The 20908-nt window shown below is 62.2% G+C and carries 17 protein-coding genes; 13 read left to right on the top strand and 4 right to left on the bottom strand.

Annotation, left to right across the window (positions count from 1 at the left end):
- Nucleotides 1–338 precede the first annotated feature (338 nt).
- Nucleotides 339–1064 (top strand): response regulator, encoded by a 726-nt coding sequence (locus tag C4J86_RS19700; RefSeq protein ID WP_124371585.1) that lies wholly within the window; start codon nucleotides 339–341, stop codon nucleotides 1062–1064.
- Complete coding sequence (locus tag C4J86_RS19695) at nucleotides 1061–2671, top strand: ATP-binding protein (RefSeq protein WP_124371584.1); 1611 nt, start codon at nucleotides 1061–1063, stop codon at nucleotides 2669–2671. Before C4J86_RS19700 ends, C4J86_RS19695 begins: the two co-directional genes overlap by 4 nt.
- A gap of 81 nt (nucleotides 2672–2752) precedes the next feature.
- On the opposite strand, the gene C4J86_RS19690 is transcribed toward C4J86_RS19695, so the two are convergent.
- On the bottom strand, nucleotides 2753–3469 hold the full coding sequence (locus tag C4J86_RS19690; protein WP_124372462.1) for a 4'-phosphopantetheinyl transferase: 717 nt from the start codon (nucleotides 3467–3469) through the stop codon (nucleotides 2753–2755).
- A 138-nt stretch (nucleotides 3470–3607) separates the two neighbouring features.
- Here C4J86_RS19690 and C4J86_RS19685 point away from each other — a divergent pair, with 138 nt between their 5' ends.
- Genes C4J86_RS19685 through C4J86_RS19675 form a run of 3 tightly spaced genes read left to right on the top strand, consistent with a single transcriptional unit; the run spans nucleotide 3608 to nucleotide 5955 of the window.
- Nucleotides 3608–3916: a hypothetical protein gene (locus C4J86_RS19685; protein WP_124371583.1), complete on the top strand. Its 309-nt coding sequence runs from the start codon at nucleotides 3608–3610 to the stop codon at nucleotides 3914–3916.
- 18 nt (nucleotides 3917–3934) lie between these two features.
- Nucleotides 3935–4612 carry a response regulator gene (locus C4J86_RS19680; RefSeq protein ID WP_124371582.1) on the top strand — a complete coding sequence of 226 codons (678 nt, stop codon included), beginning with the start codon at nucleotides 3935–3937 and terminating at the stop codon, nucleotides 4610–4612.
- Nucleotides 4609–5955, top strand: coding sequence for an ATP-binding protein (locus tag C4J86_RS19675; protein WP_124368038.1), 1347 nt, complete (start codon nucleotides 4609–4611; stop codon nucleotides 5953–5955). The genes C4J86_RS19680 and C4J86_RS19675 overlap by 4 nt, the downstream gene beginning before the upstream one ends.
- A gap of 138 nt (nucleotides 5956–6093) precedes the next feature.
- On the opposite strand, the gene C4J86_RS19670 is transcribed toward C4J86_RS19675, so the two are convergent.
- Nucleotides 6094–7092, bottom strand: coding sequence for an AraC family transcriptional regulator (locus C4J86_RS19670; RefSeq protein ID WP_124371581.1), 999 nt, complete (start codon nucleotides 7090–7092; stop codon nucleotides 6094–6096).
- A gap of 340 nt (nucleotides 7093–7432) precedes the next feature.
- Between C4J86_RS19670 and C4J86_RS19665 the strand changes: the two genes are divergently transcribed.
- From C4J86_RS19665 to C4J86_RS19645, 5 genes are all read left to right on the top strand, one after another.
- Nucleotides 7433–8764, top strand: a complete 1332-nt coding sequence (locus C4J86_RS19665; RefSeq protein WP_124364023.1) for a dicarboxylate/amino acid:cation symporter — start codon at nucleotides 7433–7435, stop codon at nucleotides 8762–8764.
- 254 nt (nucleotides 8765–9018) lie between these two features.
- Nucleotides 9019–9486: a (2Fe-2S)-binding protein gene (locus tag C4J86_RS19660; RefSeq protein WP_124371580.1), complete on the top strand. Its 468-nt coding sequence runs from the start codon at nucleotides 9019–9021 to the stop codon at nucleotides 9484–9486.
- Entirely contained in the window at nucleotides 9483–11804 is a 2322-nt protein-coding gene (locus C4J86_RS19655; RefSeq protein ID WP_124371579.1) for a xanthine dehydrogenase family protein molybdopterin-binding subunit, read from the top strand. Before C4J86_RS19660 ends, C4J86_RS19655 begins: the two co-directional genes overlap by 4 nt.
- Nucleotides 11804–12790 (top strand): XdhC family protein, encoded by a 987-nt coding sequence (locus C4J86_RS19650; RefSeq protein ID WP_124371578.1) that lies wholly within the window; start codon nucleotides 11804–11806, stop codon nucleotides 12788–12790. The genes C4J86_RS19655 and C4J86_RS19650 overlap by 1 nt, the downstream gene beginning before the upstream one ends.
- The gene (locus C4J86_RS19645) at nucleotides 12787–13371 is read left to right on the top strand and encodes an NTP transferase domain-containing protein (RefSeq protein WP_124371577.1); all 585 of its coding nucleotides are present in this window, start codon (nucleotides 12787–12789) and stop codon (nucleotides 13369–13371) included. The genes C4J86_RS19650 and C4J86_RS19645 overlap by 4 nt, the downstream gene beginning before the upstream one ends.
- A 174-nt stretch (nucleotides 13372–13545) precedes the next feature.
- Here the strand turns inward: C4J86_RS19645 and rne are convergent, their stop codons facing one another.
- A complete protein-coding gene (rne, locus tag C4J86_RS19640; RefSeq protein WP_372238193.1) occupies nucleotides 13546–16719 on the bottom strand; it encodes a ribonuclease E in 3174 nt (1057 codons plus the stop codon).
- A 758-nt stretch (nucleotides 16720–17477) separates the two neighbouring features.
- Between rne and rluC the strand changes: the two genes are divergently transcribed.
- From rluC to C4J86_RS19625, 3 genes are read left to right on the top strand one after another with little or no spacing between them, the layout of a single operon-like run.
- Nucleotides 17478–18437 carry a 23S rRNA pseudouridine(955/2504/2580) synthase RluC gene (rluC, locus tag C4J86_RS19635; RefSeq protein WP_065951059.1) on the top strand — a complete coding sequence of 320 codons (960 nt, stop codon included), beginning with the start codon at nucleotides 17478–17480 and terminating at the stop codon, nucleotides 18435–18437.
- On the top strand, nucleotides 18424–19086 hold the full coding sequence (locus tag C4J86_RS19630; RefSeq protein ID WP_124371575.1) for an HAD-IA family hydrolase: 663 nt from the start codon (nucleotides 18424–18426) through the stop codon (nucleotides 19084–19086). The genes rluC and C4J86_RS19630 overlap by 14 nt, the downstream gene beginning before the upstream one ends.
- A gap of 21 nt (nucleotides 19087–19107) precedes the next feature.
- Nucleotides 19108–20091, top strand: coding sequence for a S49 family peptidase (locus tag C4J86_RS19625; RefSeq protein WP_124371574.1), 984 nt, complete (start codon nucleotides 19108–19110; stop codon nucleotides 20089–20091).
- A 133-nt stretch (nucleotides 20092–20224) separates the two neighbouring features.
- On the opposite strand, the gene C4J86_RS19620 is transcribed toward C4J86_RS19625, so the two are convergent.
- Nucleotides 20225–20803: a nucleoside triphosphate pyrophosphatase gene (locus C4J86_RS19620; protein ID WP_124371573.1), complete on the bottom strand. Its 579-nt coding sequence runs from the start codon at nucleotides 20801–20803 to the stop codon at nucleotides 20225–20227.
- Nucleotides 20804–20908 lie beyond the last annotated feature (105 nt).

Below are 20908 nucleotides of genomic sequence, written 5' to 3'. Positions count from 1 at the left end.
GTACAAGATAATGCGTTTTGGGGGGCTTAGCAACGCACTACCTGTGGATAACGCTGTGGGTAAAATGTGTATGAATCATGGAACGCCCGTGTAGGCCGCAGTACTGCTGGATTACGCCGCCTGTCACCGAATATTTCCAGGCAAAAACTGTCGGTTGGATTTTTGAGGGCGCGAACCCTATCACAAAAAAACGCCATGACCGAATGGATTTCCAGGCTTGTGTTCAGGGGTTGGCCCGTGGCTACAATCGACCCTCGTTATGCCCTCAATACATGACAACCAGGGTATGCCTCGACCGTGTCGACCATCAGCATTTCTTATAACAATGAGGACACCGCGTGGAGCAAGAACCCTGGCAGATATTGATTGTCGAGGACGATGAGCGGCTGGCCGAGCTGACCCGCGAATACCTGGAGAGCAACGGCCTGCGGGTGTCGGTGGAGAACGACGGCGCCCAGGCCGCGGCGCGCATCATCGCCGAACAACCGGACCTGGTGATCCTCGACCTGATGCTGCCGGGCGAAGACGGCCTGAGCATCTGCCGCAAGGTGCGCGAGCGCTATGACGGCGTGATCCTGATGCTGACGGCGCGTACCGATGAGATGGACCAGGTGCTCGGCCTGGACCTGGGCGCCGACGACTACGTGTGCAAACCTGTGCGCCCGCGCTTGTTGCTGGCACGCATCCAGGCCCTGCTGCGGCGCAGCGAGCCGGCGTTACCGGTTGTGGCGGAAAACCAGCGCCGCCTGCAATTCGGCCCGCTGGTGGTGGACAACGCCTTGCGCGAGGCCTGGTTGCACGAAAAGGGTATCGAATTGACCAGTGCCGAGTTCGACCTGCTGTGGCTGTTGGTGGCGAATGCCGGGCGCATTCTCTCGCGCGAAGAAATCTTCATTGCCCTGCGTGGCGTTGGCTACGACGGCCAGGATCGCTCGATTGATGTGCGCATCTCACGTATTCGCCCGAAGATCGGCGATGACCCGATCCACCCGCGCCTGATCAAGACCATCCGCAGCAAAGGCTACCTGTTCGTGCCTGAAGCCGCCGCCGATATGCCCCTGTGAACTCGATCTTCCTGCGCATCTACGGCGGCATGTGCGCCGCGCTGATCCTGGTTGCGCTGCTGGGCGTGCTGGCGCTGCACTTGCTCAACGATGTGCGCAGCGACCAATACCGCGAGCGCCTGGCACACGGCACCTTTGCGCTGATGGGCGACGACCTGCAGCCCATGAGCGCCCTCGAGCGCCAGCGTGCATTGGCGGTGTGGGAACGATTGCTGGGAATTCCGCTGCAGTTGCGCACCTTCGCTGATGCACAGCTGGACCTGAGCCAGCGCAAGCGTCTGCAACGTGGCCAGGTCTTGGTGGAACAGACCGGGCCTCATGCCGCGCGCGTAGTGCGCCTGGTCAGCGAACCGGAGCAATTGGTGCTCACCGGCGAAGTGCAGCAGATCAGCGAGCAATTGGCCCGCGCCACGATCTACCTGCTGGCCGACGAACTGGTGCGGTTCCCGGTGGCCGAGCAGCCGCAACGTTTGGCTGACCTCAAGCAGGCCAAGGGCTTTGGTTTCGAGATGCATCTGATGGCCCTCGACCAGGCCGATATGGACGACGACCAGCGCCGTCGTGTGGCGGAAGGCGATACGGTGATGGCCCTGGGCAAGGGCGGTGATTCGATCCGCGTGTTCGCCGGCATGGTCGGCACGCCGTGGGTGCTGGAGATCGGCCCGCTGTATCAAATGAATCCGTACCCCGCGCAATGGCTGATCCTGATCGCCCTGATCGGCCTGACCCTGATCGGTTTGATCGTCTACCTGTTGGTGCGTCAGCTCGAGCGCCGGCTCAAGGGGCTGGAGGCAGCGGCCACGCGGATCGCCAAGGGCAATCTGGAAGTTCGCGTACCGGCCCGTGGCGCCGATTCGGTGGGGCGGCTCGCGTCCGCGTTCAATGGCATGGCCGAGCACCTGCAACAATTGCTGGCGATTCAGCGTGAACTGGTGCGTGCGGTGTCCCACGAGCTGCGCACGCCGGTAGCGCGCCTGCGCTTCGGCTTGGAGATGCTTGGCGATGCCACCACGGCCGAGGCGCGGCGCAAATACCTGGAGGGCATGGACGGGGATATCCAGGACCTCGATGGCCTGGTGGATGAAATGCTCACTTATGCGCGCCTGGAGCAGGGCGCGCCGGCGTTGAACTTCCAGCGCGTCGACCTCGATGCATTGCTCGATCAGGTGATCGGCGAATTGTCGCCACTGCGCCCGCAGGTCAGCGTCAGCCGGGGTACCTGCCTGTCATCGGCGCATTGGCAGGATGCCTGGGTCGATGCCGAACCCCGCTACCTGCATCGCGCGCTGCAGAACCTGGTGAGTAACGCCATGCGCCACGCCAAGGGCCAGGTGCTGATCAGTTATCAAGTAGGGCAGGTGCGTTGCCGTATCGACGTGGAAGACGATGGCCCCGGCGTGCCGGAAAGCGCCTGGGAACGCATCTTCACACCCTTCCTGCGCCTGGACGACAGCCGCACCCGCGCCTCGGGCGGGCATGGCCTGGGCCTGTCGATTGTGCGGCGGATTATCCATTGGCATGGCGGGCGGGCGCTGATCAGCAAGAGCAATAACCTGGGCGGCGCGTGTTTCAGCCTGAGCTGGCCCAGGGATCAGGAGAAACGCTGATATTGCCATCGGGGGCAAGCCCCCTCCCACATTTGGAATGCATTCCCCTGTGGGAGGGGGCTTGCCCCCGATGACTGTCTATCAAGCGCCGACAGCCACCAGGCTCAACAACTGCTCCCCCTCCACCGCAAACTGCCCAACCAGCTCCTTGCCATGGCACCACTCACTGGACAGGTCCGTCAGCAACCGCAGCCGCACCTGCCCCGCCAGTGACCACTCCACCACCTCGGCATGCTCAAAATAGAAGCGCTTCTGCACGATCGGGTAGAGCGCCTTGAACAGACTCTCCTTGGCCGAAAACGTGAGTGTCACCAGCAAGGCGATTTGCTCACGGGGCAGGGCCGCCATGCGCTGCAGTTCATCCACGGTGAGAATTTCGCCCGCCAGGCGTTCCGCCCGTTCCAGCGCCAGCATGTTCTCCAGGTCCATCCCCAGCCCGCGCCACTGCGCCTTATGCCCGACAATTGCTGCGGCGTGCCCGGTGCTGTGGGTAATGGAGCCGCTGATATGCCCTGGCCAGATCGGCGCGCGGTCTTCACCGATGGCCGGGATGCAATCGAGATTATCCAGTCGTTGCAACGCTTCACGGGCGCACAGGCGGCCGGCGAGGAATTCCGCCTGGCGCTTGGCCACCGAGCGCTGGATGCTCGCCGGTGGCGGCACGGCGCTGCGCTGAAAATCCTCAGGGTTCAATAAGGCCGGGTCGAAACGCGTGCTCAAAAACACAGTGCCCGGCAAGGGAGCAGGCAGCGGCCAATGGGCATCGAGTGGGGTACAACAGGCGGGTAGGGGCATCATGCGCGACATTTTGCCGAGTTGGCGCGCCAGTGCATAGCCCGTTGCGGTCAAGGCCAGGTTCAAAGCCTGTTCAGGGGGAGTTCAGGGGCGCTTGCGTAGTCTGGACGTCACAGCCTAAACGCGTACGAGGTAACGACCATGACTGCGATCAAGAAGCTGATGTTGGCGTTGACCATGCTCAGTGCCACCGCCGGCGTGCAAGCCAGCGATAGCAGCTTTGCCGGCTTTGGCCGCGAGAAGAGCAGGAAATCCAGCAACCTGATCCAGCGTGTCAGCTTCGAAGAGGTGAGCATTCAGGCCGCCCCGTGGGGCCAGTCGCTGAGCGCTGGCGCCCCAAAACCGGGCTACCGCACCGGCTACGCGCTTGAGTCGGGCCACTACAATGGCATTAAACTGCGCCCGCAAGACGTACAGGGCCGCTATGATATCCCTCGGTCGGACTGTTGAATTGCCTTGGAGAGCCTTATGAAATTGCTGGTGGTGGAAGATGAGGCGCTGTTGCGTCATCACCTGTTTACCCGCCTGACCGACAGCGGTCACGTCGTCGAGGCTGTGGCCAATGCCGAGGAAGCCCTATACCAGACCGGCCAATTCAACCATGACCTGGCGATCATCGACCTGGGCCTGCCCGGCATGGGCGGCCTGGACCTGATCCGGCAACTGCGCACCCAGGCCAAGACCTTTCCGATCCTCATTCTTACCGCCCGTGGCAACTGGCAGGACAAAGTCGAAGGCCTGGCTGCCGGTGCCGACGACTACGTGCTCAAACCGTTCCAGTTCGAAGAGCTGGAGGCGCGGATGAACGCCTTGCTGCGCCGCTCCAGCGGCTTTACCCAATCCACCATCGTTGCCGGCCCGCTGCTGCTGGACCTCAATCGCAAGCAAGCCTCGCTGGATGAGCAGCCGCTGGCGCTGACCGCCTATGAGTACCGGATCCTCGAGTACCTGATGCGCCATCATCAACAGGTGGTGGCCAAGGACCGCTTGATGGAGCAGCTGTATCCCGATGACGACGAGCGCGACCCGAACGTCATCGAAGTGCTGGTCGGTCGCCTGCGCCGCAAGCTGGAAGGGCCGGCCGGGTTCAAGCCGATCGACACCGTGCGGGGCCTGGGCTACCTGTTCAATGAGCGCTGCCGTTGATTCGCTCGCTACGCGTGCGCCTGATGCTGGCCGCCGCCACCCTGGCGGTGCTGTTCATGCTGGGCTTGTTGCCCGCCATGCAAGGCGCGTTCAGCCTGGCGTTGCAGGATTCCATCGAGCAACGCCTGGCGTCAGATGTAACCACCCTGATCTCTGCGGCACGCGTGGAAAATAACCGGCTGCTGATGCCGGCGCAGTTGCCCGATGAGCGCTTCAACCTGACCGACAGCCGCCTGCTCGGCTATATCTACGACCGTGAAGGCCACCTGGTGTGGCGTTCGCGGGCGACCCAGGAAGAAAACATCAACTACAAGCCGCGCTACGATGGGCGCGGCAACGAATTTGCGCGCATTCGCGAGGCCAACGGCCAGGAATTTTTTGTCTACGACGTCGAGGTCCGGTTGCTGGGCGGCAAAAGTGCGGCCTTCAGCATCGTCGCCCTGCAACCGGTGCGCGAGTACCAATTGACCCTCGAAGGCCTGCGCGAGAATCTCTACCTGGGGTTCGGCGCGGCGTTGCTGGTGCTGCTGACGTTGCTGTGGCTTGGCCTGACCTGGGGCCTGCAGGCCTTGCGGCGGCTGAGCCAGGAACTGGACCAGATCGAAGGCGGCACCCGCGAAAGCCTCAGCGAAGAACATCCCCGGGAACTGCTGCGCCTCACCGGTTCCCTCAACCGTTTGCTGCACAGCGAACGCGAGCAGCGTGCGCGCTATCGCGACTCTCTGGATGACCTGGCCCACAGCCTGAAAACCCCGCTGGCGGTATTGCAGGGGGTGAGTGAAGACATGGCCCAGCGCCCCGAAGAACGCAGCCAGGCCTGGGTGCTGCAATCGCAGATCGAGCGCATGAGCCAGCAGATCGGCTATCAATTGCAGCGCGCCAGCCTGCGCAAGAGCGGCCTGGTACGCCACCAGGTCCGCCTGGAACCGGTGCTGCAAAGCCTGTGCGACACGTTGGACAAGGTTTACCGGGACAAACGCGTCACCGTCTCCCTCGAGCTGCCCGACGAGTGCGACGTGCCCATCGAGAAAGGCGCCCTGCTCGAAATGCTCGGCAACCTGCTGGAAAACGCCTATCGCCTATGCCTGAGCGAAGTGCGCATCAGCCTGGTGGAAAACCTTGAAGGCATTGAGTTGTGCATCGAAGACGACGGCCCCGGCGTGCCACCGGATCAGCGCGCGCGGATTCTGCAGCGGGGCGAGCGGCTCGACCGTCAGCATCCAGGGCAGGGGATCGGGCTGGCGGTGGTCAAGGACATCATTGAAAGCTATCACGCACGACTGACCCTGGGTGATTCGGCGCTGGGTGGCGCGGCGTTCAGGATTCATTTTCCGGCCGTGTGATCGGTAATGACTGGGCTGGCGCTATCGGGGGCAAGCCCCCTCCCACAGTTTGAATGTATTCACAAATCAAACTGTGTGAACCCAGTCAAATGTGGGAGGGGGCTTGCCCCCGATGAGGCCCTCTGCCACAACACTCTTCTAACTCTCCTGCGCCCGATAAGCCCCCGGCGTCAGCCCCGTCCACTTTTTGAATGCCCGATGAAACGCCGACGGCTCGGAGAAGCCCAGTTGTTCGGCGATCTCTTTTAATGACAAATCCGCTCGCCCCAAATGGTAGATGGCGATGTCCCGCCGCAGCTCATCCTTGAGTGCCTGAAAACTGCTGCCTTCTTCGCGCAAATGCCGACGCAGGGTCTGTGGGCTGATATGCAAGTGCTGTGCAACGGCTTCCAGGTCTGGCCAGGGCGTGCGGTCGCGGCTCAACAGGCGGCGCAACTGGCTGCTCAAGCTGTCGCCTTCATCCGGGCGTGACAACAGGTCGGCGGGGGAGCGCTCGAGAAAGTGCTTGAGGGTGCGCTCGTCCTGCAACAGCGGCAGGCTCAAGTAGCGGGCGGGGAACACCAGGCTGCTGTTCGGTGCACCGAATACCAGGGGGCAGGGGAACAACAGGTCATATTCATTGGCGTGTGGCGGCATCGGGTAGCTGAACGTGGTCTGGTGCAACCGGATGCGCTGGCCGATCAGCCAACTGCCCAGGCGATGCCAGATCACCAGCAGGCATTCGCTGAGAAAGTGGTGCGGGTCCCAGAGTTGCGAGTCGTCCAGGCTCAAGCGGGCCATGTCGCCTTCCCGTGTCAGCTGCCAGCGCGGGCCGTGTGGGAATAGGCTATAAAACAATAAGCCGCGTTCCAGCGCCTTCTCCAGCGTGCGGCAATGAATCAGCGCATGGCACATCATGGCAAAGGTGCCGCGCTTGCTGGGCCCGTCGGCGAAACCCAGGTATTCGTCATCCAGCGCCAGCCAGAGCAGTTGCAGCAACCGGGTAAATTGCTCCGGAGCGATACGCGCACGGGGTTCGCTCAGCAGGTCGGGGGTGATGCCCGCCTGCTGCAACAGGCCCGAGTAGTCGTAACCGCCCCGACGCGCGCCCTCCAGGGCGGCGCGGGCGAAGTGACTGGCGATGGTGCGTTCACGCATGACAGGGCCTCGTCCATGGGAGTGGCGATGGTAGTCATCACCCGCCGAGGCGACAAGGCGGATATCCGCCAAATTGTAGGACGCGATTGGGCAGCTAGGCGGAAATCCGCCACCTGGTTCGTGTCCCGAGCAGGCCCCGGTAAACCTTCGGGCCTGATGCCTAAAGGCCTTCAGGGTGTTTAGCGCAAAGTGGCGCGCCGTTTGCAGTAAGGATGACAGCGCAGGCTTGTTCCTACAGGTCTCGCAAACAACAAATCCCTCCAGTGCAGGAGGGTTCGCAATTCAAGTGTCGTGGGCAATGGCGGATATTTGCCACACGGGACGATTGAGGAACTTTGCAATGACGACTCGTCAGCCAATCTACAAATCCCTGTATTTCCAGGTGATCGTTGCAATCGTTATCGGTATTTTGCTTGGTCACTTCTACCCGCAGACCGGCGTGGCCCTCAAGCCACTGGGTGACGGCTTCATCAAGCTGATCAAAATGGTCATCGCCCCGATCATTTTCTGCACCGTGGTCAGCGGCATCGCTGGCATGCAAAGCATGAAATCGGTCGGCAAGACCGGCGGCTATGCGTTGCTGTACTTCGAAGTGGTTTCCACCATCGCGTTGCTGATCGGTCTGATCGTGGTCAACGTCGTGCAACCGGGCGCCGGCATGCACATCGACGTGGCAACCCTGGACGCTTCCAAAGTCGCCGCCTACGTGACGGCCGGTAAAGACCAGAGCATCGTCGGCTTTATCCTCAATGTGATCCCTAACACCATCGTCGGCGCCTTCGCCAACGGCGACATCCTGCAAGTGCTGATGTTCTCGGTGATCTTCGGTTTCGCCCTGCACCGCCTGGGTGCCTACGGCAAGCCGGTACTGGACTTCATCGATCGCTTCGCCCACGTGATGTTCAACATCATCAACATGATCATGAAGCTCGCGCCAATCGGTGCCCTGGGCGCGATGGCATTCACCATCGGCGCCTACGGTGTGGGTTCCCTGGTGCAGTTGGGCCAGTTGATGATCTGCTTCTATATCACCTGCCTGCTGTTCGTGCTGGTGGTGCTCGGCGCTATCTGCCGCGCCCACGGTTTCAGCGTGATCAAGCTGATCCGCTACATCCGTGAAGAGCTGCTGATCGTGCTGGGCACTTCGTCCTCCGAATCCGCACTGCCACGCATGCTGATCAAGATGGAGCGTCTGGGCGCGAAGAAATCCGTGGTCGGCCTGGTGATCCCAACCGGTTACTCGTTCAACCTTGACGGTACCTCGATCTACCTGACCATGGCCGCCGTGTTCATCGCCCAGGCGACCGACACGCACATGGACATCACCCACCAGATCACCCTGCTGCTGGTGCTGCTGCTGTCCTCCAAGGGCGCTGCGGGCGTGACGGGCAGTGGTTTCATCGTACTGGCTGCCACCCTGTCGGCCGTAGGCCACTTGCCGGTTGCCGGCCTGGCGCTGATCCTGGGTATCGACCGCTTCATGTCCGAAGCCCGTGCGCTGACCAACCTGGTGGGTAACGCAGTGGCCACCCTCGTTGTGGCCAAGTGGGTCAAGGAACTGGACACCGACAAGCTGCAAAGCGAACTGGCGTCCGGCGGTACCGGTATCTCCGACACCCGCCAGGAAGACGACCTGGGCGTGGCCGAAGGCCCTGCACCTGTCATCAAGTAAGCCACTGATGGCGTAAACCTGCGCCGCTCGGTTATCCGCAAACGCCCCGACCCGTTCGGGGCGTTTGCGTTTGTGCGCGGTGACTTTCGAGCTTTTTGGTTTACATTACGTGGATGCTCCACCAAAGGCCCGGTGAAGACCTGTCTTCACAAGAGAGCCTCCTCAGCCTGAGCCAATCTGTGCGCACCGAACCGCGTGACCTCTTGCAACAGATTGCTCGCCCCTAACCATGCAATGAACAGGCGGGCGTGCCCATGATTACCCTGAAACTCAACGGCCAAGACCATCAACTGGACGTCACCGAAGATATGCCGCTGTTGTGGGCGATTCGGGACGTGGCGGGCTACAACGGCACCAAGTTCGGTTGCGGCATGGGCCTGTGCGGCGCCTGCACCATTCACATCGACGGTTCGCCCGCGCGCAGTTGCATCACCCCGATCGGCGCGGTCAAAGGCCAAGCCATCAGCACCATCGACAACCTGCACACCGATCCTGTCGGCCAGGTGGTGCAGCAAGCCTGGCTCGACACCGCCGTGGCCCAATGCGGCTATTGCCAGGGCGGGCAGATCATGTCGGCCACCGCGCTGCTGAAAACCAACCCCAACCCCAGTGATGAACAGATCGAAGAGGCCATGGTCGGCAACATCTGCCGCTGCGGCACCTACAACCGGATCAAGACCGCGATCCGTCAGGCGGCCACGCACCTGGGGTCCAAGGCATGAGCCGGTTACCCGCTGATTTCGTGCTGAATAACCTCAGTCGTCGCGGCTTTCTCAAAGGCGCGGGCGCCACCGGTGTGCTGGTGATCGCCGCCAGCTGGGGCCTGCCTGACGCTTTCGCAGCTGATGCGGTCAAGCAATATGGCGGCGATGCAATGCCCCATGGGCTGATCGACGACCCCAAGGTCTACGTCAGCATCGCCACCGACGGTACGGTGACCGTGGTCTGCAACCGTTCGGAGATGGGCCAGGGCGTGCGCACCAGCCTCAGCCTGGTGGTGGCCGACGAGCTGGAGGCCGATTGGGCCAAGGTGAAGGTCCAGCAAGCGCCGGGCGATGAGGTGCGTTATGGCAACCAGGACACCGACGGCTCGCGCAGCATGCGCCATTGGTACGAGCCGATGCGGCGTTGCGGCGCCAGTGTGCGGGCGATGCTGGAGCAGGCCGCTGCCGAGCAGTGGAAGGTACCGGTGAGCGAGTGCCGTGCGCAATTGCACAAGGTGATCCACCAACCGAGCGGTCGTGAGCTGGGCTATGGCGAGTTGGCCACTGCGGCCGGTGCGCTGGCCGTTCCCGCCCGCGACAGCCTGCGGCTCAAGCAGCCGACGGAATTTCGCTATATCGGCAAAGAAGGCGTCAAGGCCATTGATGGCGTCGACATCGTCAACGGCAGCGCCGTCTACGGTGCCGACGTGCATTTCGACGGCATGCTCTACGCCACCATCGCACGGCCGAAGGTATATGGCGGCAAGGTTAAATCCTTCGATGCCAGTGCCGCGATGAAAGTCCCTGGCGTGATCAAGGTGCTGGAAATCGAAAGCCGGCCGATCCCCTCCGAATTCCAGCCCCTCGGTGGCGTGGCCGTGGTGGCCAGCAATACCTGGGCGGCGATCAAGGGTCGTGACGCGCTGAACATCGTGTGGGACGACGGCGTCAACGCCGGCTACAACTCCGTCGATTACCGCAAGGAGCTGGAGGCCGCCGCCCGCCAGCCCGGCAAAGTGGTGCGCAACACCGGCACCCTCGACCAGGCCATGGGCGATGCCGACAGCACCTTGGAGGCCGCCTACTACCTGCCGCACCTGGCGCAGTCGCCGATGGAGCCGATGGTCGCCGTCGCCCGTTTCGACAAGGGCCAGTGCGAAGCCTGGGCGCCGAGCCAGGCACCGCAAGTCACTCGCGAGCGTATCGCTGAGCGCCTGGGCGTGCCCTTCGATAACGTCACGGTGCACGTGACCTTGCTGGGCGGTGGCTTCGGGCGCAAATCCAAGCCGGACTTCATCATCGAAGCCGCCGTGCTGGCCAAACAATTTCCGGGCAAAGCCGTGCGCGTACAGTGGACCCGTGAAGACGATATCCACAATTCCTACTTTCATACCGTGTCCGCCGAATACCTCAAAGCCGGCCTGAATAAAGACGGCCTGCCTGCCGCCTGGCTGCACCGCACGGTAGCGCCGAGCATTACCGCGCTGTTCGCGCCGGGCATGAACCACGAAGCGGCATTCGAACTGGGCATGGGCTTTACCAATATGGCCTACGCCATCCCCAACGTGCGCCTGGAAAACCCTGAAGCGGCGGCGCATACCCGTGTGGGTTGGTACCGTTCGGTGTCAAACATTCCCCACGGTTTTGCCATCCAGAGTTTTGTCGATGAGCTGGCGCACAAGGCCGGCCAGGACCCGTTGCAGTACCAGCTCAAGTTGCTCGGCCCGGACCGTCAGATCGATCCGAAAACCTTGAGCGACGAGTGGAACTACGGCGAATCCCCCGAGCGTTACCCGATCGACACCGCGCGCCTGCGTGGCGTACTGGAAACTGCCGCCAAAGCCGCCGGCTGGGGGCGCAAGCTACCCAAGGGGCGTGGGCTGGGGCTGGCGGTGCACTACAGTTTCGTCACCTATGTGGCAGCGGTGATCGAGGTGGAAGTCAAAGACGACGGTACGCTGATTGTGCACAAGGCCGATATCGCCGTGGACTGCGGCCCGCAGATCAACCCGGAACGCATCCGCTCGCAGTTCGAGGGCGCGTGTGTGATGGGCCTGGGCAACGCGGTGCTGGGCGAGATCAGCTTCAAGGACGGTAAGGTCCAGCAGGACAATTTTCATATGTACGAAGTGGCGCGCATGTCCCTGGCGCCCAAGCAGATCGCCGTGCACCTGGTGACTCCGACCGGCGAGGTGCCGTTGGGCGGTGTCGGCGAGCCCGGCGTACCACCGATTGCGCCGGCGTTGTGCAACGCGATCTTCGCGGCGACCGGCCAGCGCATCCGTAACCTGCCGGTACGCTATCAATTGCAGGGTTGGCAGGAGGCGAAGGCCTGATGGACAGTGTGGATCTGAATGTCTTGCGCAGCGTGCTGCAATGGCGCCGCGCCGGGCAACGCGTGGTGTTGTACAGCGTGGTGCAGACGTGGGGCAGCGCGCCGCGCCCACCGGGGGCGATGTTGGCCTTGCGCGGCGACGGGGTGGTGATCGGTTCGGTGTCCGGCGGCTGCATCGAGGACGACTTGATCGCGCGCTTGCAGGATGGCCGTTTGCCTGACGATGGCCCGCCTGTGCAGCTGGTGACCTACGGCGTTACTCGCGATGAAGCGGCACGTTTCGGCCTGCCCTGCGGCGGCACCCTGCGCCTGACCGAAGAACGGGTGGAAGAGTGGGCCTGGGTGGAGCAATTGCTGGCGCGCTGCGAGGATCATCAGATTGTCGCGCGGGAGCTGAACCTGGCCACCGGCAAAGTGACCCTCAGCCCTGCGAGCAAGACCGATGTGGTGACCTTTGACGGCCAGTGCCTGCGCGCCATCTATGGGCCGCGCTGGCGCCTGCTGCTGATCGGCGCTGGGCAACTGTCGCGCTACGTCGCGGAAATGGCGCGCCTGCTCGACTTCGAAGTGCTGATCTGCGACCCGCGCGAAGAGTTTGTCTATGGCTGGGAGGAACAACACGGCCGCTTCGTGCCGGGCATGCCCGATGAAGCGGTGTTGAATATCCAGACCGACGAACGCACGGCGATTGTCTGCCTGACCCACGATCCGCGCCTGGATGACATGGCGCTGCTCACGGCGTTGAATTCCAGCGCGTTCTACATTGGCGCCCTGGGCTCGCGGGTCAATACGCTGAAACGTCGGGAAAACCTGGCGGCGCTGGGCTTGTCGGCGGAGGCGATTGCGCGTTTGCATGGCCCCATCGGTTTGCACATCGGCAGCCATACGCCGGCGGAAATCGCACTGTCGCTCATGGCGGAAATCGTCGCGATCAAGAACGGCGTGGCGCCCCTGCAGAAAAAGCCGCTGCCGGTGGCTGCCCAGTGACAGTGACGGCAATAGTGCTGGCGGCGGGGCAGGGCAGTCGCTTCCGTGCTGAGGCCGGCGCCGACCGGGATAAATTGCTGGCCGATTGCGTCGGCCTGGACGGCGTGACACGAGCGGTTATCGAGCAGGTGTTGGTGAACCTTCCGGCGACGCTTGTTGAGCGTTGGGTGGTGACTTCACCGGAACGCCTTGAGGTGATTCAGTTGGCAGAGGCACATGGTTGTAAGGTCCTGCTGCTGGAATCAGCCGGTATGGGCGATAGCATTGCCGCCGCTGTCACGGCCAGTGCTTCGGCAGAGGGCTGGCTAGTGGTACTGGGGGATATGCCGTTTATTCGTTCCGCGACGATCGAGCGTGTACTGGCCGATCCGGGAAGCATCACTGTGCCGGTGCATGCCGGACAGTATGGGCATCCAGTCGCTTTCGGCCGTGTATTTGGGCCTGCATTGATGGCATTGGCCGGCGACCGTGGCGCGAAGGCTTTGTTTGCACTGGCACAGGTGCGAGGCGTGCCGGTGGATGATCCGGGCGTGCTATGGGATGTGGATGTGCCGCAACAGTTGAGTTTCAGCGCCGACTGACTGTGGGAGGGGGCTTGCTCCCGATAGCGGTATGTCAGCTCATGGAGGTATTGGCTGATCCACCGCTATCGGGAGCAAGCCCCCTCCCACCTTTGAACAGCCGTGTGTTCGATTTATTTGCAATAAAAAGCCCCGCCTGATTGCTCAGGCGGGGCTTTTTATTGGCTGATGGAATCAGACGAGGGGTTTAGGCTCGTGCTCTTCTTCCTGGGCGTTTTGCTCTAACGCGGCAGCAGCGGCGGCAGCCTCGGCTTCCTTGCGGCGACGACGCACTTCACGTGGGTCGTTCGGTGCACGGCCGTTTTCAGTCAGGGCGCTTGCCGGTGCAGCTTCAACCACCGGAGCAGCGACTTCGGCCACTACCGGCGCTTCAACCACGGGGGCATGCTCAACGACTGGGGCGGGCTCAACCACGGGGGCAGTTTCGACCTCTGGGGTCGGCTCGGCCACTACGACATCTGCAACCGGAGCGGGTGCCTCTTCTACCACGGGGGCAGGAGCGGGCGCTTCAACCGGAGCGGCAGATTCGGCAGTCCATTGGAAGGCGGTCTGTTCTTCGCGAACTTCACGCACCACTGGAGCAGCTTCTTCAGCAACCGGTGCTTGCTCGGGCGCTTGAACCACTGGCTCAGGCTCGACGACCGGGGCGACTTCAACGGCAACCACCTCGGTCACGGGTTGAGCGTCGCGAACCGGTGCTACTTCCACTTCCGGAACCACTGGGGTTTCGATTGGGGTAGTGGCTTCCACCACAGGTGCTTCAACCACTGGAGTCTCGGCAACAGGCGCTTCTACCGTAGCGGTCTCTTCGAAAGCAGCAGTCTCTTCGACAGCGGCGGTAGCGCGTTCAGCCTGCTCATGAGCCTGGGCTTCAGCCGGTGCGCTGATGACCGAGCTGGCCACGGCGGCAGTCACGGCCAGGCCGGCAGCCAGTTCGTCACCGGTCGGTTCGTGGTTGCCAGTTTCTGCGTGCTCGCCGGCTTCTTCCGGACCTTCGATCACGTTGCCGTTGGCATCACGTTGACGCTCACGACGGTTGCTGCGACGACGCTGACCACGGGAGCGGCGGCGTGGACGATCGCCTTCGGCGTTGTCCTGGCCCTCTTCCTGCAGTTGCTCTTCGCCGGTCAGCACTTCTTCTTCGCTGGCGGCAGCGGCTTGTTCGGCGCGCGGTTGACGCTCTTCACGCGGAGCACGTGGTTGACGTTCCTCACGTGGCGCGCGCTCTTCACGCGGCTGACGAGCCGGGCGTTCTTCGGTGGTTGCGGCTGCGGCGGCGGCAACGGCAGGTGCCGCGTCCAGAGGCTCGCGCAGTTCGCGCACACGTTCTTCACGCTCGCCACGCGGCTTGCGGTCTTCACGTGGAGCACGTGGAGTGCGCGGTGCGCGCTCTTCGCGAGGTGCGCGTTCTTCACGGGCTACGGTCGGGGTTTCTTCACGGGCTTCGCGAGGTGCACGCTCTTCACGGGGCGCGCGTTCTTCACGCGGAGCACGTTCTTCGCGCGGCTTGCGCTCTTCGTCGCGGCGACCGTTGCGGTTACGGCTCTGCTGACGACCGTTGCGACGTTCTTCGTTGCGCGCAGGGCGTTCGGCGGCGGTTTTTTCAACCACAACCGGCGCGGCGGGCTCTTCCTTGGTGGCGAACAGGCTGACCAGGGATTTCACCAGGCCTTTGAACAGGCTTGGCTCAGGCAGGGCGGCCGGTGCGGCAACCGGAGCGGCGGCTTCAACCGGAACCGGTGCGTTGGCACGGGCCGGTGCGGTCTTCACCGCAGCTTCCTGGCGAACCAGGGTGCGGGTCGCAGCGGCTGGCTGGACTTCTTCCACTTCGGCAGCGGCAGCGGCGATTTCGTAGCTGGACTGGCCGCTGTGGGCTTCCGGGCTGTCATCGCGCAGGCGCTGCACTTCGAAGTGCGGCGTCTCGAGGTGATCGTTCGGCAGGATGACGATACGGGCACGGGTGCGCAGTTCGATCTTGGTGATCGAGTTGCGTTTTTCGTTGAGCAGGAAGGCGGCAACCGGAATCGGCACTTGTGCGCGAACTTCGGCGGTGCGGTCTTTCAGGGCTTCTTCTTCGATCAGGCGCAGGATCGCGAGCGACAGCGATTCAACGTCACGGATGATGCCGGTGCCGTTGCAACGCGGGCAGACGATGCCGCTGCTTTCACCCAGGGACGGGCGCAGGCGCTGACGGGACATTTCCAGCAGGCCGAAGCGCGAGATGCGGCCGACCTGCACGCGGGCACGGTCAGCTTCCAGGCATTCGCGGACTTTCTCTTCCACGGCGCGCTGGTTCTTGGCCGGGGTCATGTCGATGAAGTCGATCACGATCAGGCCGCCGATATCACGCAGGCGCAGCTGGCGGGCGATTTCTTCAGCCGCTTCCAGGTTGGTCTGCAGGGCGGTTTCTTCGATGTCGCTACCCTTCGTGGCGCGCGCCGAGTTGATGTCGATGGACACCAGGGCTTCGGTCGGGTCGATCACGATGGAGCCACCGGAAGGCAGTTCGACTACGCGCTGGAAAGCGGTCTCGATCTGGCTTTCGATCTGGAAACGGTTGAACAGCGGAACGCTGTCTTCGTACAGCTTGATCTTGCTGGCGTACTGCGGCATCACCTGGCGGATGAAGGTCAGGGCTTCGTCCTGGGCTTCAACGCTGTCGATCAGCACTTCGCCGATGTCCTGGCGCAGGTAATCGCGGATGGCGCGGATGATCACGTTGCTTTCCTGGTAGATCAGGAAGGGCGCGGAGCGATCCAGGGAGGCTTCTTTGATGGCGGTCCAGAGTTGCAGCAGGTAGTCGAGGTCCCACTGCATTTCTTCGCTGCTGCGGCCCAGGCCTGCAGTGCGCACGATCAGGCCCATGTCGGCCGGAGCGATCAGGCCGTTGAGCGCTTCACGCAGTTCGTTGCGCTCTTCGCCTTCGATGCGACGGGAAATACCGCCGGCACGCGGGTTATTCGGCATCAGCACCAGGTAACGGCCAGCCAGGCTGATGAAGGTGGTCAGGGCGGCGCCCTTGTTGCCACGTTCTTCTTTCTCGACCTGAACGATGACTTCCTGGCCTTCGCTCAGGACGTCCTTGATGTTCACCCGGCCTTCGGGGGCCTTCTTGAAGTATTCGCGGGAGATTTCTTTGAGGGGCAGGAAGCCGTGGCGCTCGGAGCCGAAATCGACAAAGGCAGCCTCAAGGCTAGGTTCGATGCGAGTAATACGGCCTTTATAGATGTTGGCCTTCTTTTGCTCGCGGGCACCGGATTCGATATCCAGGTCGTAGAGGCGTTGGCCATCTACCAGTGCAACACGCAACTCTTCGGGTTGGGTTGCGTTAATCAGCATTCTTTTCATGTTGTACCGTCGGTTTCCGGGCTGCCGGAAACGGCGTTCGGCACACACGACTTCTCACGGTCGGTGTCAGGTGCGTCAAGAGTGGTTGGCCACTCCAGTGTCCAGCAAAACCTGCCAATTGGGCGGGTATCGCGACGGACGCGTCCTGCTTGTTAGCGGTGGTGACAAAGGCACCACTTCAACAAAAGCTAAGGTCAGGAGGAGGAATCAACCGGCGACTGTGGACGAGATGAAGCGTCTAAATATAAGCCTAGTGCTACACGGTCCGACGGTTGTGCATCTCCACCCTACACGTATCCCTGATAATTCGGGTGCTGCCGCGCGCAGAATCCGCAGCGGGTTGGCATTTACCGTGTTCTCCAATGGGGAGTCCACGCTCATGGCTAAACAAGACTAGGTGTGGGCGACTGCGCTCGCACTCAGCTCTTAACAGGCGTTGTTTCCGAAGCATTCGCCATGGTCTGGCCCGAGACTGACTGCACTTTGTGAACTGGCCGTAAATATCGGCGCGCAAGGCGAGTATTCACTCTGCTTTGCGCACTCGCTTCAGGCCTCATGTCACCTGCGCTTGTTACAATCTCAAGCCTTCCAAGGTGGCGAACGCCCCGTAGGACGGCCTCGCGTCCTGATGAATTGCGATGGTCAGGGCCGGCAGTTTGCCGCAAGTCCTCTGTCCAGGCCGCTTTTGGCGGCGTTCGCGACTATAGCAGCAATGATTAAGTGCTTCAATTCCATAAAAAATTGTTATCATCGCCGCCATGACGACTACCGCCCCCCAGACCCCCAGCGTCCAGCTGCTCGAGGTCTCGCCGGAATATGCCGGCCAACGCATCGATAATTTTCTCCTGGCCAGGCTCAAAGGCGTGCCCAAGACCTTGATTTACCGCATCTTGCGCAAAGGCGAGGTGCGCGTGAACAAAGGTCGGATCAAGCCCGAGTACAAGTTGCAGGCGGGCGATATCGTCCGGGTGCCGCCAGTGCGTGTGCCCGAGCGCGACGAGCCGGTGCCGCTGGCCCAGGGCCTGCTGCAGCGCCTGGAAGCCTCGATCGTGTTCGAAGATAACAAACTCATCGTGATCAACAAACCCTGCGGCATTGCCGTTCACGGCGGCAGCGGCCTGACGTTCGGCGTGATCGAAGCCTTTCGTCAGCTGCGCCCGGATGCCAAGGAGCTGGAGCTGGTCCACCGACTGGACCGCGACACCTCCGGCCTGTTGATGATCGCCAAGAAGCGTAGCATGTTGCGCCACCTGCACACCGCCCTGCGTGGCGATGGCGTGGACAAACGCTACATGGCGCTGGTGCGAGGCAACTGGGCCAGTTCGATCAAGAGCGTGCGAGCGCCGTTGCAGAAAAGCAACCTGCGCTCCGGTGAACGTATGGTGGAAGTGGACGAGGAGGGCAAAGAGGCCCTGACCCTGTTCAAGGTGCTGCGCCGCTTCGGCGACTTCGCCACCCTGGTCGAGGCCAAGCCGGTGACCGGGCGTACCCACCAGATTCGCGTGCACACCCTGCACGCTGGCCATTGCATTGCCGGTGATACCAAATACGGTGACGAGGATTTCTCCAGGGAAATTCGCGACCTCGGCGGCAAGCGCCTGTTCCTGCACGCCTATATGCTGACCGTGCCGCTGCCCGATGGCGGTGAGTTGAAGTTGCAGGCGCCAGTCGATGAAATGTGGGCCAAGACCGTGGAGCGTTTGAGTGTCGCGCCTTGATTACAAGCTGCTGATCTTCGACTGGGATGGAACGCTGGCCAACTCCATAGGGCGGATTGTCGAATCGATGCACATGGCCTCGACCCGTTCCGGCTTCGAGCCGTGCAGCGACCTGGCGGTCAAGGGCATCATTGGCCTGGGCCTGCCTGAGGCCATCCGCACGCTGTACCCGCAGATCGACGACTCGCAACTGATCGCGTTTCGACAGCACTACGCGGATCACTACATCGCTCTGGAAGCCGAGCCTTCACCGCTGTTCGACGGTGTGAGGCAGTCCCTGGAAGCGTTCCGTGCCCAGGGCTATTACCTCGCCGTGGCCACCGGCAAGGCCCGGCGCGGGCTCGACCGCGTGCTCAAGGCGCATGGCTGGGACGATTATTTCGACATCACCCGTGCCGCGGATGAAACCGCCAGCAAACCCCACCCTCTGATGCTGGAGCAGATCCTGGCTCACTGCGGTGTAGCGCCGCGCCAGGCACTGATGGTGGGGGATGCGTCCTTCGACCTGATGATGGCGCGCAATGCGGGCATGGACAGCGTGGCGGTCAGCTACGGCGCCCAGGCGGCCGAAGCCTTGCAGCAATATGAGCCCAGGCTGAAGATCGATCATTTTTCTGAACTGCAGGCCTGGCTCGGTCGGGCTCAATAAGTCTTTGCTGGGGTTAATGGCATGAGTGACGAGTGGAAAGCGCCTGAAAAGGCCGATAGCAGCGACGACAAAAGCTGGAAGTTGCTGGAAAAGACCTTGTTGGCCAGCGTGCAGGAGCAGCGTCGCTCGCGGCGTTGGGGGATTTTCTTCAAGCTGCTGACCTTCGTGTACCTGCTGGGCATGCTGGCGTTGTTCAGTCCGCTGATGGACATGGAAAAAAGCGCCACCCGGAGCAGCCACTACACCGCCTTGATCGAAGTGCGCGGGGTGATCGCCGACAAGGAGCCCGCCAGCGCCGACAATATCGTCAGCAGCCTGCGCGCCGCGTTCGAAGACCCCAAGGTCAAAGGCGTGGTCCTGCGCATCAATAGCCCCGGTGGCAGCCCGGTGCAGTCGGGTTATGTGTATGACGAGATCCGCCGTCTGCGCGCCCTGCATCCAGATACCAAGCTTTATGCGGTGATCTCGGACCTCGGGGCCTCGGGTGCCTATTACATCGCCAGCGCCGCCGACCAGATCTATGCGGACAAGGCCAGCCTGGTCGGCTCCATTGGCGTGACGGCAGCCGGCTACGGTTTTGTCGGCACCATGGAGAAGCTGGGCGTAGAGCGTCGCACCTACACGTCGGGGGAGCATAAGGCGTTCCTCGACCCGTTCCAGCCGCAAAAGGCCGACGAAACGCAGTTCTGGCAGGGCGTGCTCGATACCACCCATCGTCAGTTCATTGCCAGCGTCAAGCAAGGGCGTGGCGATCGGCTCAGGGACAAGGACCATCCAGAGCTGTTCTCCGGCCTCGTGTGGTCGGGTGAGCAAGCGCTGCCGCTGGGCTTGATCGACGGCCTGGGCAGTGCCAGTTCGGTGGCGCGGGATGTGATTGGCGAGAAGGAGTTGGTGGATTTCACGGTTGAGGAATCGCCGTTTGACCGCTTCTCCAAAAAGCTCGGTGCCAGTGTGGCTGAGAAGCTGGCCCTGTACATGGGCTTCCAGGGCCCGACCCTGCGCTGATCTCTCAAAGTAAATGCAGGACAAAATGTGGGAGGGGGCTTGCCCCCGATAGCGGATTATCAGTCAGTACATCTTTGACTGGACAATCGCCATCGGGGGCAAGCCCCCTCCCACATTTGAATCTGCAGTGCTCTCAGGGGATTTGCACACCTTCCGCCAGCAGCATATCTACCAGGCGAATCAGCGGCAGGCCCACAAGGCTGGTCGCATCCGGCCCTTCGGTGCTCTGGAACAGGCTCACGCCCAGGCCTTCGGCCTTGAAGCTGCCCGCGCAGTCATACGGCTGCTCGATCCGCAGGTAGCGTTCGATGCGTTCAACGCTCAGTTCGCGCATGTGCACGGTAAAAGGGATGCAGTCCACCTGGCAGTGCCCGGTATCGCTATTGAGCAGCGCCAATCCGGTGAGGAAGCTCACACGCTTGCCGCTGGCTGCCAGCAATTGTTCGCGGGCGTTTTCGAAGGTGTGCGGCTTGCCGATAATCCGTCCATCAAGCGCAGCCACCTGATCCGAGCCGATGATCAGGTGTGCTGGATGACTGGCGGCGAGGGCGCGCGCTTTCTCTTCGGCCAAGCGCTTGACCAGCTCAATAGCGGATTCATCCGGGCGATGGCTTTCATCGATATCCGGCGCGCCGCAGGTGAACGGCAAGTGCAGGCGGCTCAGTAATTCCCGGCGATAAACCGAGCTGGACGCAAGTAATAAAGGCAGCATGGACGTCTCCTCAAGGCAGCCGCAGATTCTAGCGGCGTGACCGGCTGACGCACAGGACTGAATTTCCTTTGACATGGCTGGGTGCATCCCTATAATGCTGCGCCT

The organism is Pseudomonas sp. R2-7-07 (assembly GCF_003852355.1).
In the GTDB taxonomy this organism is placed as follows: domain Bacteria; phylum Pseudomonadota; class Gammaproteobacteria; order Pseudomonadales; family Pseudomonadaceae; genus Aquipseudomonas.
Note: the sequence above shows the minus strand (reverse complement) of the source record. Positions and strands in the feature narration are given on the sequence as shown.